We start from the raw sequence: 15391 nt of genomic DNA, 5'->3' as shown, positions 1-15391 counted from the left end.
GTAACCTATTGGCTATCTAATTCGCTTACGAATGCTTATGAATTGCTCCTTTAGTATTAACCTTCAAGCAAAAAATCAGTTAAAAATAATGATAAAAACTGAGGCTTTATTTTGAGTTAGTTTGAAATATTTTAGTTTTATAATAGGAATAATTATGCAAAACCCTGAACAACATAGCGCTAAGCTTAATATCAATCCTAAAGCCGTTACCGATCAACAAGTGCTTATCGCTGGTGGCGGTCATGTCGGCTTATCTTTTGCTCTTTTGCTTGCGCATCACGGCATCGCGAGTACCTTACTTGAGAAAAATAGCTATCCTGAGATCGGTCCCGAAGACGATGCCAAGCGTAGTCACTATCTAGACAGTCGTAATACCGCTTTGTCACGGCGAACGGTGCAGATCTATCAAGAGATAGGTCTGTGGGATGAGCTACAAAGCCATGCTTGTCGGATTGATGCGGTACAAATCAGTGAACAAGGCAGCTTTGGGCGCGCGCAGCTCAAAAAGGAAGAAGAAAATGTCGAGTCCTTTGGGCAAGTGATGGAAAATGCTTGGTTAGGTCGTAAACTATTACTTGCCGCGCAGAATGAGGAACTGATTACTTTAATTGATAATGCTGATGTCATCGCCGTCAAGCAACAAGCGGATAGCGTCACTTTGACCTTTAACTATTATGATGGCAGTGAGGGTGAGCAGCAACTGCAAGGCAGCGTGTTGGTCGCTTGTGATGGGCGCGACTCTACGGTGCGTAAGCTTTTAGGAATAAGCACAACCGATTATGACTATGGGCAAACCGCTATCGTTGGTGTGGTCGAAACCTCTATGCCGCATAATCATGTGGCGATTGAGCGCTTTAGCCCCGCTGGCCCCTTAGCCGTCCTACCACTAACTGATCCTGAAGGCGATGGCAATGATAAGTATCAAAAAGGCTATCGCCGTTCGGTGGTTTGGGTCTGCCCTAATGGCGAAGAGCAGCAATATTTAGAGGATGACGCGCATTTTTTGGCGACGCTACAGCAAGCGTTTGGCGAGCGCGCAGGCAGTTTTATCAAAACCGGTCGCCGCGGCGCTTATCCGTTGACACGAGTACTTGCTAACCAGCAAGTTAAAGACCGCTGCGTGATTATGGGCAATGCCGCACATACGCTACATCCAGTGGCAGGTCAGGGCTTTAACCTCTGTATGCGCGACGCTCATGTACTCGCAAAAATGCTAAACGAGCAAGTACAACAAAGCGCAGATATCGGTGATAAGCAGATGCTAAAGCGCTATGAAAAATCGCGCCAAAGCGATCAAAAACGGGTGATTCGCTTTTGTGATGCCGTCGTACATGGCTTTAAGCATCCAAATCCAGCGGTGAAGCTGGCACGTAACGTGGCTTTGGTTGCCTTTGATAAGTTGCCGAATATTAAACCATTAGTCGCCACTTATGCGATGGGACTTAAGTCTTAGTTTGCTTTGCTAAAGTATGGATAGCTACTAAATCTAGGAAATATTGTATCTAGGAAGTATTTATGAAAAACAACCATAGCTTAATTATCGGTGGCGGTATCGTTGGTGCAACTTTAGCGCTAAAACTAGCACAAGCGAAAAGACCGGTTACTTTAGTCGATGCGACCTCCGAGCGCGATGAAGCGAATTGGCAACAAGCGTTAACTCAGCGTGATGCGCGGGTTTATGCGCTTAGTCTGGCCAGTATTAATCTACTCAAAGAAGTCGGCGCGTGGCAAAATATTCAGGCTAGCGGCCGTAAAGCCGATTACACTCAAATGCAGGTTTGGCAGCTCAACGGCTTAGGCGAGCTATTATTTGGAGATAGTGATAAAGATGATTGTGTAAATAATACTGATCAAAACAAGGCTAAGCCCGCCGCTATGCTCGGCAGTATGGTCGAGCCGTTAGTCATCGAGCGCGCCCTTTGGCAGCGCTTAGAAGATGAGGACGTTAGCGATTATCTAACGGTTATCAAAGGTCAAAAAGTGGTTGATATGGACTGGCTAGGGGCTGAGCAAGGCTATCAAGTCTCTTTAGAGAATGGCGAAAGGATTAGCGCAAATTTGCTAGTGGGCGCTGACGGTCGCGGCTCGTTTGTCCGCAAACAAGCGGCTATTGAGCTTGATACTTTGGACTATCAGCAAACGGCGATTTGCTGTGCGATTCAGACTGCAAAGCCGCATCAAGCGACTGCCCGCCAAGCCATGCTACCTACTGGGACGCTAGCGTTATTACCGTTAGCCGATATCACTGATGAGGACAAGGCCAATCCACAACATTGGCAGTCAATCGTCTGGACACTACCACGCAATCAAGCGCTAGCGTTACTAGCAGAAGAGCCAGACTATATCGCTGATAAACTCGCTGCTGCGAGCAATTACGAGCTTGGTGCTATTCAAAAGATAGAATCTATCGCCAGCTTCCCATTAGCCGCGCAGCAAGCCAAAAGCTATATTGCGGATAATCTGGTCTTGATAGGAGACGCGGCACATGGCGTCCATCCACTCGCCGGACAAGGTCTCAATCTTGGCATGCTCGACGTCAAGGCACTATTTGCGCAATTAGAGTACGACTATCAGCGCAGCGGTAATACCCTATGGGGCAGCGCGCAGACGCTACGCACGTATGAGCGCTTGCGTCGTCCGCATAATAGCCTGATGATGCATAGCTTTTCGCTGCTGAATTGGCTATTTGCAGGAGAGCTTGCGCAAACGCGTCCTATACAGCAGATTCGTAGCGAAGGCATGTATCGGGTGGGTAAGATTAAGCCTTTGATGCGTCTGTTTGCGAGGCAGGCGAGTGGGGTTTAGGGTGTAAATTTAACTAAAGAGTAAAGTGTGATGAATAAGTCATGGATGACAATAGGTATTATATTCGGCGCTTTGACATTGCCAGCATGTCAGACTCTTTCACTACCTTCTTCTAAGTCAAATTATGTCTCTAAAAGTTCTAATAGTTACGAAAGTGAAAATCATGAACCCCCTGTAACCTTAGTACCACCTATTCCAGATTCAGACTGTGATGGCGTTTTAGACCATATTGATTATTGTCCAAAAACACCCATCAACACTATTATTGATAAAAAAGGCTGCCCAATAGCAAAAAACTTAATGGGACCTCTTGCATTAGAAATTAAGACCTACTTTGAGCAGGGCAGCGCTAAGTTTTCGCGTGAAGGTTATGCTACAGATATAGATAATACTGCTGAAAAACTTATTGAATATGCTGAGTATGATTATTTACCTATAGTTATTTTAGGACATATCTCTATGCCTGAGGCGCAGCTCATGCAAGAGGTCGATGACAAGCAAGCTAATGGTAATTTTTTTATCAATGAACAACTGGCACAGAATCGTGCACAGCTTGTTAAAGACCGATTGATCAGCCGAGGTATCTCTGCCAGTAGAGTTTATACTTATGATTGTGGCACTCATTATCAGATTGCTGAAAATGATACTGAGGCGAATATACATATGAATCAGCGCGTATTTGGTTGGTCTGCTGTAGAGGATGAAAATTACATTGTTCGTACGCACAATTTAGAAGGTTATCAAGAAAAATGTAAAGCGTTCAATAGGGATAAACAATGAAAACTAAGCTGAAACTAGTAACAGTTGTAGTAAGTGCTTTAACTTTATCAGCCTGTCAGTCTTTATCTGAACCTATCTCAAGCAATCAAACAGGCCAAACTAGCAACATACCTGTAGCGACGATTAATAATGATAGTGATGGTGACGGCATCTCTGATGAATTGGATCAATGCCCAGCCACACCAATGAACGTAGTAGTAGATCGAAGAGGCTGTCCATTTACACCTATTGGTATAGGTCTAAAAATGGAATACCGAGCCTTTTTTGCAAAAGGAAGTAGTAAGCTATCACCAGAGTATCAGCTTGAGCTTGATAAAGTAGCCAAAAAATTGCAAGAGTACGAGACCGCAACTATGCGTATTGAGGGGCACGCTTCAGCAGATGAAGTAGATAAAAGCTCAGATGCAGAGTTACGACCAAATTCTCTAGCCAAAAATAGAGCGCTTATCGTCAAAAACTATCTAATAATGCAGCATCAAATTGATCCTAATCGTCTAAGTATCTTCAGTTATGATGCTGAACGGCCTATAGCCTCTTCTGATACTGAAGAAGGTAAGTCTATGAACCGCCGAGTTTATGGGCTAGCTCAAGAGCCTTAAAGCAACTTGTTTTATATCTCGACAAACGACTCATGTACAGATCAATACGTTAAATTTTAATTGAATTTTATATTGGTCTTACCCATTAGCTGAATTAGCGACTATTAAATCTTTACTTACCCCAACGCCGAAAACACCACCATCAACACCGGCGAGACGATATTAATAATAAAGCCAAAGCTAATCGCCAGTGGCACGACCTTGAGGCCGCCTGATTGCTGAATAATGGGTAAGGTAAAATCGAGACTCGTCGCGCCGCCGAGGCCCACTGAGGCAGACGGATATTTACGCATAAACACCGGTATAAATATCAGCGCAAAGAACTCACGGATTAAGTCATTAAATAACGCCACACTGCCCCAAATTGCGCCATAAGCTTCAGTCATGACGATAGCAGAGAGCGAATACCAACCAAAGCCTGACGCTAGTGCTAAGCCTTTGGTCCATGATACTTCGCTAAATAGCAATGCAAAAACGAGCCCGCCAACCAACACCGAAAAAGTGAAGATAACACTCATCTCCACCCCGCGCTTATTGAGTAGCACTTCTTTCAAAGTAATGCCTGAGCCTTTAAGGCCAATACCGACTAATAAAATCAAAATCATCAGCAGGACAGTCATGGTGTTTTCGGGTGGTAGATAGTTTTCGGGCAACAAATAACCAATGATCATACCTAGCATGACACAAAAAACTTGCGCTAAACTACCGCGAATACTGACCCGATGTTCTTTAGATTTAGCTACTGGTTTTTTGGCTTGCCAAGGTTTTAGGTGATCAAATAGCATCAAGCTAAATAGCCCGGCACCTATAGTCAATATTGACAATATAGTGACATACAGCGCAATCTCACCTATTTGACTGCCTAATCCTTCTACCTGCGACAGCTCAATGCCAATTAAGGTGAGGATAACAAAGACCAAATAAGACAAACCTTTATCAGCGAGGGTTGTCATCTTGGGATTAGAAGGAATGGCAAAGCCAATGAACATCGGCATTAACACTAAGACAAGGGTGATCAGGCTTTGCATAGGACAGGCTCGAAATAGCAGGTACTGTTGAACATTCACAACGTTTTTACAAGCCGGCAATTGTACCATAATAAGGAATGAATTTAGCGGATAAAAACGGCTATAGTGGTCAGACACTGGTTACTTTGCGAAGTATTTGAGGCCATGAAATATACAAAACTGTGCATTTTCAATAAATAATAAACGTAAAAAAGCCATAGGAAGCCAAAGCATTCCTCAGTTAGTAGTCGTGGATAGTACTAGAGGTAAAGGTCTGGCTCTGGCTTTACAGCACAGAACCATCAGCTGGCAGATGACTGTGGTCGTCATAGTAATGCTAAGCTTGCTAAGCCCATTTATCCTAATAACCAATAAGCCACCGTAAATATCGGTACGCCAAGCAATAAACTATCGATACGATCTAATACCCCGCCATGTCCTGCTAACATAGTGCCGGTATCTTTGACCCCATGTTGGCGCTTAAAAGCGGACTCTAACAAGTCGCCTGCGATACCACTAACCGCAAGACCATAAGCGCTAAGCAGGCAAATCCACCAGGCAAATGGCGTCAACCAAACTCCTAACAGGCTAGCTAATAGCGCTGCTAATAGACTACCAAAAAAAGCCCCTTCGATACTTTTATTCGGGCTGATTCGCGGCGCAAGGCCACGCTTAAACAGTCGGCCTTTAAACAGCTTGCTACATAAATACTGAGCAATGTCGTTAAATTGACTGGCGAATAGCACAAATAACAACACCCCATATTGGCTGCGGTGCCAAGTCAGCTGTTGTAGAAAGACTAGACTGACAATGAGCAAAATAAAAGCGCCACTAAAGAGCCCGTCTAGTAGATTGAGATAGATATAAGGCTGGATGTTGCTGCTAGCAAGAGGGTCATTAGTAGTATGAGAGCCAGAAGTGCTATTAGAGAATGTGCTGCTTGAGGCTTCTGCTATCAGCTGTTTTTTAGAGACGGGTAATGCTAAGGCATTGGACTGTAAACCACGGGCTTGTAGCTTACTAATCAGTCGGGATTTACTCTCGGAGCGCCACAGACGGCTGATCTCATAGCTACCGCGTAAACCAATGAGCACAAAAAAGCCCACTAACAGCCACTGATAAGGATAATTACTATCGAAGCGATGACTACTGCTGTTTATTTTGGCGATAAGATAGCAGCTGCATAAGGCGGCAAGCATCCACCACCAAGAGCGCGCAATGAGATAAATCGTAGGCAAACGAGCACGTAGCTTCGGTATCGCTAGCAGAGCCCAAACCGAGCTGACGGTAAGCATAAGTAAGATAACAAATAGCGTATCAGTGCTCATTGATGACTCACTCTGTAAGATATTGTATCTTTAACTTACTATACTAGATAAGGCAGCGATTAAATAGGGGCAAGCGTCGCTAAAGACTCATCAGAACCACTATTAGCAAGTATTGACTCAGGAGCATTTATATTTATACAGTAATGGGCGGTTTGCTGAGTGATAAACCTATCATCGGTATGTGGCTGAATAACGCTGACTAAAGGCTTGTCAGCCAAAGTAGGGTAGTCTTGACGATAATGACCACCGCGGCTCTCCTGACGCTGCAGTGCTGCTTGAATGATCAAAGTCGCTAGCTGTAATTGACGCGTTAGCTGAAAAGTGCTGAGGTTTTTTGAAGTTACTAAGCCGTTATTCTCGGCAGGATTTTTGCGCTCACCACTGTGGTTTACTTTTGAAAGTTTAAATCTTTTTTGCCATTGCTGTAATTGCAGCAAAGCTTGCTCAAGACAGCAGGCATCGCGGACAATACCCATATTATTGGTCATCAGCGCTTTTAGTTGCAAAGAAGTATCATCGGTATGCAAATCGTCAACATTCGCATCAATATCAGTAACTGCATTAGCAGACTGATGAAAAAGAGTATCTTCTGAGATTTTGATAGATTGGACGTTTGCGACAGTAGGCGTAGACCAGATATGATCAGTCAAATAGCGTGGTAGGTGTTTAGCGATTTTACGACCAACGACGATACATTCTAATAGCGAATTACTAGCTAGACGATTGGCGCCGTGCAGACCGGTATATGCCACTTCACCAGCTGCGTATAATCCGGGTACATCGCTCAAACCTTGATTGCAGGTGACGATACCACCGCAGCTATAATGGGCAGTTGGCGCGACGGGAATAGGATCAGTAGTAATATCTATTCCTAACGTTAGCAGCGTTTGATAGATCTGCGGAAAGTGCTCACGCAAAAATGGCGCGGGCAAGTGACTGACCTCTAAGTGCACGTAGCCTAAGCCATTATTACTGATTTGCTCGGCAATAGCGCGGGCGACGATATCACGCGGGGCTAACTCAGCACGCTCATCAACCTCTAGCATAAAGCGTTGGCCGGTTATCGGACAATACAAACGGCCGCCTTCACCGCGCAGCGCTTCAGATATTAAGAAGCTCGACTTACCCAAAGCAAGGCCTGTCGGATGAAACTGCACAAATTCTAAATTGGCCAATCGGCAACCGGCTTGCCACGCCATTACCACACCATCACCGACACAGATATCGGGAGCGCTGGCACGAGCGAAAAGTTGACCTAGGCCGCCGCTAGCCATCACTACTGCCTTACTATAAATGGTCCGTTGGCACTGGTTGTTATGATCAAAAACGACAGCGCCTTGGCAGTGATTATTTTTTTCGTCAACTAATAAACTTAAAGCTTCATGAAACTCTAAGATAGTAATATTGCTAGCCGCTTGCGCTTGAATGGTCAAGGCTTCCATCACGTAGCGACCGGTCGCATCGTCTGCATGCGCCACTCGCCGACAACCATGCCCGCCTTCTTGGGTTAAATGCAGGTCATCAGTTGTCAGATTGGGCTGTATACGAGAGGCGGTATTGCTACTGTTAGCTAATTGCGTAAAAGGCACGCCTTGCTCGCATAACCATTGCACTGCCTGTTTTCCAGCTTTTAGAATACTCGCGGTACTATCCGCCGAGCACAGTCCAGCACCAGCGATTAAGGTGTCTTTGATATGGTCATCAAAGCTATCGTCTTTAGCTAAGCTAGCAGCGATACCGCCTTGGGCATAATGACTAGAGCAAGCTTGTAGTTCCGCCTTACTCAAGACCGTGATGCTTAGCGATTTTGGCAAAGCTAATGCTGTGCTAAGACCTGCCAATCCTGCCCCTATGATCAATACTTCAGTATGCATAGTATTATCAAAGAGATTGTTTTTAGACAAAATGTTCTGCTTAGCATCAAGGCTATCAGTCATGTTACGCGGCTCCCACTTTTGCAAATAGCGGCCGGTCTTTAACCAGATCACCGCTAGCGGCTACTCGTTGTTTTTTAGCCTCGGCAAAATCTAGCATCCGTTGTAGCGGTTTGCTAGCCGCTGCCGCTAATTCCTCTGACAGCGTGACTTCGCCGCTATTATTAAGCAGGCATTGTTCGATGCCTAGCAGACCGTTCATCGCCATCCAAGGACAAAAAGCACAGCTCTTACAGCTGGCGCTTTCACCGGCGGTCGGCGCAGCTAAGAAGCGCTTATTAGGCGAGCGCTTTTGCATCTCATGCAAAATACCTAGATCGGTTGCGACAATGAAAGTATCGGCATCCAGCTCATAAGTCGCCTGCAACAGCTTACTGGTTGAGCCGACCACATCAGCGAGCGCAACCACGCTATCAGGGGATTCAGGATGGACTAAGACCTTTGCTTCAGGATATTCTGCCTTGAGCTGATTGAGCTCAGTTGCTTTAAATTCGTTATGGACTAAGCATGAGCCTTGCCAAAGCAGCATATCTGCGTCTGTCTCACGCGCGATATATTTGCCCAAATGCCGATCTGGTCCCCAGATTATTTTTTCACCTTGCTCGTGTAAATGACGAATGATATCGATGCCGACAGAGGACGTCACTACCCAATCGGCACGCGCCTTCACAGCGGCGCTAGTATTGGCATAGACCACTACGGTACGATCAGGATGCGCGTCACAAAAGGCGGAGAATTCATCGACAGGGCAGCCCAAATCAAGCGAACATTCGGCTTCTAGGTCTGGCATTAGTACTGTCTTTTCCATGCTCAAAATCTTGGCAGACTCGCCCATAAAGCGCACGCCTGCGACGATGAGAGTCTGAGCGCTATGCGCTTGACCGAAGCGTGCCATCTCCAATGAGTCGCCTACGCAGCCACCAGTGGCTAATGCCAAATCTTGAATAAAGGGATCGACGTAGTAATGCGCCACCAATACCGCGTTGTGCTCAAGCAAGAGCTGTTTAATGTTAGCTTCGACTTGTAGACGCTGAGCGTGCGGCAAGTCAGCAGGTATTTTTGCTTTGGCGTAGTCGATATTGGTTTGTATCGCCATACGCTTGTCAGCGCTTAGTACTGGTGCGTCATAGGGATAAGCTTTCATAAGGGTGAGCCTTATTATAAAAATATTTGATTAATGAAGGGATTAGAATTGGGGAGATAGCTATCTCAAGTAAGGAATGTTTTATATTATGCTCATTTTGAGCATAAATACAAGTATTTTTTATAGTGTAATTTTGCCTGGTTGTTTTGAAGCCTTTTAGATAAGGGCTTATTTAGCGAGATAGAATTACAACCTGAGACTAGGATAGTCAGCAAATCGCGTTATACTGCTATAAGATAATGAGTTGTCCACATCAGAATTTGCATCAGCATTAAATGGAAGTTAAACAGTGAATTCTAAATAAAAATTCATCCCAGTAGCACTGTATTTATTTTATAGTGGATCGGCTATAAACGAAGTTTGTTAAAGGGTAAAAATATAAAACTATGACGTTGTCCTATTCACATGCGCATAAGGAAGGTAGTGGTACTACTGAGGTCGTGGCAGTACTGATAACTATCGCTGATAATACCGCGCAAGTCCTCACTGTCGATCAAGGTAAGCTGTTACCTAACGGACCTTTGATGCCTCTGCATCGCTCGCTACAAGCCGGCGTGCGCCAATGGGTGGAGGAGCAAACGCAGCAGCCGTTAGGGTATTTAGAGCAGCTTTATACCTTCGTCGATACCAATAGGCGTAATGAAGATGGTCATGCTTTGGTCTATGTCAGCTATCTAGGTTTGGTACAGGAGCGGCAAGCCAAGCAAGCGCAGAGCCAAGCAAGCTGGCAGGATTGGTACGATTATTTTCCATGGGAAAATCACTTAGCAGGCACGCCAGAGATTATTATTAATCTGATCCTACCGGCGTTATATACGTGGGCCGATAGCGCAGAGGACGAGGCGATACGGCAGAGACGGCACCAGCGTATCGGTCTATGTTGGGGCGTCGGTCAAATAGATGAAAGCCATAACAACAAAGCAAAAACTAGTAACGCTGATACAAGCGACTGGGTAGCAGAGCATGTACTGCTACGTTATGAGATGCTCTACGAGGCTGACTTAGTACCAGAAGCGCCAAACTATCAGCCAAATAAGCTCGCTGCTAACTGGACACAACAGATAGGCTTACCGATGTATTATGACCATCGCCGAGTCATTGCTACCGCCATCTCAAGGTTGCGCGCCAAGATAGAATATCGCCCGCTCATCTTTGGTCTCATGCCAGATAGCTTTACCTTATCTCATTTACAGCAAAGCGTTGAAGCACTATCGGGTATGCGTCTGCATAAACAGAACTTTCGGCGCTTACTAGAGTCGCAAAACCTTGTCATGCCTACAGGGGAGAGTAGTAGCGCCCAGCGCGGCCGTCCAGCGAAGCTCTATCGGTTTTGCCACGATATAGAACTGCAAAGTTTGCTTATGGATAGCAAGCTACCTAAGCGAAAGTGACTCTATACCCAAGTGACTTTCTATAGTTAATTCTAAGTAAAAAGACTGCAGCTATCGTAGCACTGTATTTATTTTATAGTGGATCGGCTATACCTTAGACGCAATCTGTATCGTTAGTGATTTTGATGTCTTTATTCATCGTATGATTTTTTGGCTCAAAACTTTTTTGTTGAAAATAAAGGTGCATTACGCTATATTTATGCTCATTTTGAGTTTAAGTGTCTAGCGCTTATGTTAAGCGTTTAGATTTTTAGACTTTTAACAAGCATAGGATAGAGCAAACGATGAATACTCACTTAGAGCCTGCGCTGGATAAAGTACTGCTTGAACCATTAGTACAAGCCGCGTTAATAGAGGATTTAGGTCGGCGCGGTGATGTGACCTCGCAAGCTACGATTCCCGCTGATAAACAAGCAAAGCTACAGATTCGGGCGCGGCAAGCCGGGGTAATCTGCGGCATGGACGTAGCCAGGTTGTCGTTTGCTGCGATCGATGAGCAGATAGAGTTTGTCGCGCACGTCCATGATGGTGAGCGTGTCGCCGCAGGTACTGTGCTCGCTATCGTCAGTGGTAACGCACGGCACTTGTTGACTGCGGAGCGTACGGCTTTGAATTTTCTAACTCATCTGAGCGGGATTGCTAGCGCCACTCAGCAAATCGTCGATAGCGTCGCAGAGTATCCCGCGCAAATCACTTGTACACGCAAGACGATTCCGGGTCTACGTACCCTACAAAAGTATGCCGTGCGCTGCGGCGGTGGTCGCAATCATCGTTTAGGCTTAGATGATGCGATCTTAATCAAAGATAATCATATTGCCATCGCCGGCGACATCCAAACGGCGATCAAGCAAGCGCAGGATTTTGCTGGTCATCTTATTCCGATCGAGGTGGAGGTCGATACCTTAGAGCAATTGCAGCTCGCATTAGACGCTGGCGTCAGCTTAGTGCTACTCGATAATATGAATCCCGATACTTTAGCTAGAGCAGTGGCTATGTGCCAAGGCCGCGCTAAGACTGAAGCCTCTGGCGGCATCACTCCTGAAACCGTACAAGCGGCGGCGAAGACGGGGGTTGATTTTATCGCCATGGGCTATTTAACTCATAGCACGACCGCGCTAGATATCGGCTTAGATTTTAGCGCTTAAGCAACTAGCGATGTCTTAATTAGTATCTTAAAATGAAACACTTAAAGGCAGTTAGTGATTTATTTCGCTTCTCTTCCTATGATATAATAGCGCCATTGAAAAAACACGGGGTCATCGCTGCAATCGCACGATGGCCTTATCTTTTGCCCGATGTTTATCCAAAACAAGCGAGCGCGCCGTGAATACTGAAATTATCAAAATTATCTTAGCTTTTTTGGTGCTGATTAATCCTTTTAGCGCCTTGACCTTATTTTTAGATTTGACTCGCGGTTATTCGATGATTAATCGCCGCAAAGTTGCGCGCATCGCTTGTTTAACTATTTTTATTACTATCAGCTTTTTTACCTTAGTGGGTGAGACTCTACTAAAAGCTTTGGGTATCTCCATCGGCTCGTTTCAACTGGCGGGTGGTATTTTGGTGTTTTTAATTGCCCTCAATATGATGAACGGCGAGGGTAATCCGGTTAAGCCCGATCAAGAGAACTTCGATGTCGATCATGTGCAGAATGCACCGCCGACGACAGCTGCAGCAGTGGTGCCACTAGCCATTCCGATGATGATTGGGCCTGGCGGTATCTCCACCGTGATCATCTACTCCTCGCAAGTGTCTGGCGTTCTGCAGATATCTGCTATCCTCATAGCCGGCGTGCTGATCAGTATCTTTTGTTATTTAGCATTAATGGCAGCTGGCCGCATTAGCCGCTTATTAGGCGATACTGGACTTAATATTATGAGCCGAATTATGGGTATGCTCTTGGCGGCCGTTTCAATTGAAATCATCGTCAATGCTCTGCGTAGCCTGTTTCCTGTTCTATTGTAGCTATTCTATCAATTCGTTTATCAGCTCATTTATTAGCGCACTTATTAATTTATAACGCTTCATGCCTCTGTCTGTTGCCATACGAATTATCCTGCCTTAAGCCCCTGATCCATGACAAAGTAGAGCGGCTAAAAACATGAATTATAAAAATATGTTATAGTAGTGCTCCACTATTATCAGCAGGAGTAAATCTTGAACAAGAAAAAAATTGCTATATTAGGTGCAGGTCCAAGCGGTTTGGCACAGTTACGTGCCTTTGAAGCGGCGCGTTTAGCAGGCGCTAAGGACTTACCAGAAATTGTATGTTATGAAAAACAAAATGCCATTGGTGGCATGTGGAACTATAACTGGCGTACTGGCCTAGATAGAAATGGTGAACCCGTTCACGGCAGTATGTATCGCTACTTATGGTCGAATGGCCCCAAAGAATGCTTAGAGTTTGCCGATTATTCGTTTGAAGAGCATTTTGGCGAGCCTATTCCGTCATATCCACCGCGCGAAGTCCTAAAAGACTACATCATGGGGCGCATTGATAAGCAAAATATCCAAAAATATATCCGTTTTGAGTGCCCAGTACGTTGGGTAACTTTCGATGATGAAACCAAGCTATTTACTGTGACGGTAATGAATCACAAGACCGGCGAGCAAGAAGTCGGCGAGTTTGATTATGTGGTGGTCGCGACAGGTCATTTTTCCACCCCGAATATGCCTTATTTTGAAGGACTAGAAGCCTTCCCAGGCCGCGTGTTGCACGCCCATGACTTCCGTGATGCTTTAGAGTTTAAAGATGAAGAGATCTTACTCATCGGTAGTAGCTATTCTGCCGAAGATATCGGCACTCAGTGCTATAAATATGGCACTAAATCGGTCACTATCAGCTATCGTACTCAAGCGCTTGGTTATGACTGGCCTGAGGGTATTAGCGAGAGGCCACTAGTGACGCATTTTGAAGACGATGTGGCGCATTTCGCTGATGGTACGAGTAAGCGCTTTGATGCGATTATTATGTGTACTGGCTATTTGTTCCATTTCCCTTTCTTGCCAGACGAATTACGTTTGCAGACGCATAACTGTCTGTATCCGGCTAATCTTTATAAGGGTATCTTTTGGCAGCCAAACCCGCAGCTTATCTATTTAGGTATGCAGGATCAGTACTTCACCTTTAATATGTTTGACGCGCAAGCGTGGTACGCCCGCGATGTCATCATGGGTGATATCGAATTACCAGATCTTGAGACTCGTCAAGCAGACGAAGAAAAATGGCTCGCCACTTATGCTAAGTCAGTGACGGTCGATGATTCTATTGACTTTCAAGCAGCCTATATCCGCGATCTCAATAACGCGACCGACTATCCTGAATTTGCAGTCGAAAAGCAAGCAGATATCTTAAAGCAGTGGCAGAAGGATAAAGCGGAAGATATCATGAGATTCAGAGAAAAAGCTTACCGCTCCACGCTTACTGGTACGCTAGCACCAGAGCTACCAGAGCCATGGTTAGATATCACTGACGATTCGCTAGAGCACTTTTTGAACCTGAGCTTTATCAAGTCTAAAAAGCATAAAAAAGCGTCCTAGCTGCAGTTATAGCTAAAGCTAAAGAATTTCATTCATAGACTTGAGTGATTTTTTTATTAGCTATTGATTGGATCATGCGAGAACCAAACATACTGACATAGTGTGTTTGGTTTTTTTATGGCTGATTATAATAGTTATAAGAATAGGCTTGTAAAATACTAACTGTTATATAAATGCCACGCCAGATAAAGCATCAACAGTCCGACTAAGGCATCGAGTATATTCCAAGCCTTAGGTTTAGCAAATAGCGGCCGTAGTAGCTGCGCACCATAGCCTAGCGCAAAAAAGAACACAAAAGAAGCGCTGACGGCTCCAAGAGCAAAGGTTAATTTGCTACTAGCACCGGTTGAAACCATGCCCACTAGCACCAAAGTATCTAAGTAGACGTGCGGATTAAGCCAAGTAAAACCGATGCACAGTAGCAGTGCTTTTTTTAGGCTGCCTACTGCTTGTCCTTCTATATTTAGAGCGTGCGATAATTTTGCACTAGCATAAAGGCTTTGCAGTCCATAAGCGACTAAAAACACCACGCCTGCGAATTTTGCGATAGTCACAACTTGCGGGAAACGAGCCGTTACGGCGCCAAAGCCTGCGACACCCGCTGAAATAAGCAACGCATCACTGACGGCACAGAACAGGCAAATAAGAAACACATGCTCGCGTTTAAGGCCTTGTTTTAGGACAAAAGCATTCTGTGAGCCGATAGCAATGATCAGTGATAGACCAAGGAAAAACCCAGAAAAATAGTCAGCAGCAATCATAAGTAGGTCGTTAATTGATAAGTAGTATAGTCTAATCCAAATAAAACCGATACAATCCTATTAACAATTGCATTTAATGAAATAAACGATGACTTATTCAAT

13 protein-coding genes are annotated in these 15391 nt (G+C 45.0%); 8 read left to right on the top strand and 5 right to left on the bottom strand.

The genetic code is table 11. The features are described from left to right. Window positions 1–154 precede the first annotated feature (154 nt). The 4 genes from ACTXGJ_RS10925 (at window position 155) to ACTXGJ_RS10910 (ending at window position 4184) form a co-directional block, all read left to right on the top strand. Window positions 155–1453: an FAD-dependent monooxygenase gene (locus tag ACTXGJ_RS10925; protein ID WP_443565979.1), complete on the top strand. Its 1299-nt coding sequence runs from the start codon at window positions 155–157 to the stop codon at window positions 1451–1453. A 62-nt stretch (window positions 1454–1515) separates the two neighbouring features. Continuing rightward, window positions 1516–2805, top strand: coding sequence for an FAD-dependent monooxygenase (locus ACTXGJ_RS10920; RefSeq protein WP_443565978.1), 1290 nt, complete (start codon window positions 1516–1518; stop codon window positions 2803–2805). A gap of 30 nt (window positions 2806–2835) precedes the next feature. Then, complete coding sequence (locus ACTXGJ_RS10915; RefSeq protein WP_439243830.1) at window positions 2836–3585, top strand: OmpA family protein; 750 nt, start codon at window positions 2836–2838, stop codon at window positions 3583–3585. Beyond that, window positions 3582–4184 (top strand): OmpA family protein, encoded by a 603-nt coding sequence (locus ACTXGJ_RS10910; RefSeq protein WP_443565977.1) that lies wholly within the window; start codon window positions 3582–3584, stop codon window positions 4182–4184. The genes ACTXGJ_RS10915 and ACTXGJ_RS10910 overlap by 4 nt, the downstream gene beginning before the upstream one ends. 116 nt (window positions 4185–4300) lie before the next feature. On the opposite strand, the gene ACTXGJ_RS10905 is transcribed toward ACTXGJ_RS10910, so the two are convergent. From ACTXGJ_RS10905 to nadA, 4 genes are all read right to left on the bottom strand, one after another. Further along, the gene (locus tag ACTXGJ_RS10905) at window positions 4301–5212 is read right to left on the bottom strand and encodes a LysO family transporter (RefSeq protein ID WP_443565976.1); all 912 of its coding nucleotides are present in this window, start codon (window positions 5210–5212) and stop codon (window positions 4301–4303) included. Between the two features lie 335 nt (window positions 5213–5547). Beyond that, window positions 5548–6519, bottom strand: a complete 972-nt coding sequence (locus ACTXGJ_RS10900) for a phosphatidate cytidylyltransferase (protein ID WP_443565975.1) — start codon at window positions 6517–6519, stop codon at window positions 5548–5550. A 59-nt stretch (window positions 6520–6578) separates the two neighbouring features. Then, entirely contained in the window at window positions 6579–8456 is a 1878-nt protein-coding gene (nadB, locus tag ACTXGJ_RS10895) for an L-aspartate oxidase (protein ID WP_443565974.1), read from the bottom strand. Window position 8457: 1 nt separating this feature from the next. Beyond that, window positions 8458–9597 (bottom strand): quinolinate synthase NadA, encoded by a 1140-nt coding sequence (gene nadA / locus ACTXGJ_RS10890; RefSeq protein ID WP_443565973.1) that lies wholly within the window; start codon window positions 9595–9597, stop codon window positions 8458–8460. 386 nt (window positions 9598–9983) lie between these two features. Here nadA and ACTXGJ_RS10885 point away from each other — a divergent pair, with 386 nt between their 5' ends. The 4 genes from ACTXGJ_RS10885 (at window position 9984) to ACTXGJ_RS10870 (ending at window position 14528) form a co-directional block, all read left to right on the top strand. Further along, window positions 9984–10988, top strand: a complete 1005-nt coding sequence (locus ACTXGJ_RS10885) for an NUDIX hydrolase (RefSeq protein WP_439243678.1) — start codon at window positions 9984–9986, stop codon at window positions 10986–10988. Window positions 10989–11272: 284 nt separating this feature from the next. Beyond that, window positions 11273–12133, top strand: a complete 861-nt coding sequence (gene nadC, locus ACTXGJ_RS10880; RefSeq protein ID WP_443565972.1) for a carboxylating nicotinate-nucleotide diphosphorylase — start codon at window positions 11273–11275, stop codon at window positions 12131–12133. Between the two features lie 178 nt (window positions 12134–12311). Next, window positions 12312–12953 carry a MarC family protein gene (locus ACTXGJ_RS10875; RefSeq protein WP_439243672.1) on the top strand — a complete coding sequence of 214 codons (642 nt, stop codon included), beginning with the start codon at window positions 12312–12314 and terminating at the stop codon, window positions 12951–12953. Window positions 12954–13145: 192 nt separating this feature from the next. Further along, window positions 13146–14528 (top strand): NAD(P)-binding domain-containing protein, encoded by a 1383-nt coding sequence (locus ACTXGJ_RS10870; protein WP_439243670.1) that lies wholly within the window; start codon window positions 13146–13148, stop codon window positions 14526–14528. 158 nt (window positions 14529–14686) lie between these two features. On the opposite strand, the gene ACTXGJ_RS10865 is transcribed toward ACTXGJ_RS10870, so the two are convergent. After that, a complete protein-coding gene (locus ACTXGJ_RS10865; protein WP_443565971.1) occupies window positions 14687–15289 on the bottom strand; it encodes a LysE/ArgO family amino acid transporter in 603 nt (200 codons plus the stop codon). Window positions 15290–15391: the final 102 nt, after the last annotated feature.

The sequence above is a fragment of the Psychrobacter sp. 1Y11 genome, assembly GCF_052259045.1.
In the GTDB taxonomy this organism is placed as follows: Bacteria; Pseudomonadota; Gammaproteobacteria; order Pseudomonadales; family Moraxellaceae; genus Psychrobacter.
The sequence above is the reverse complement of the archived record's forward strand: the minus strand, read 5'-3'. Positions and strand labels throughout refer to the sequence as shown.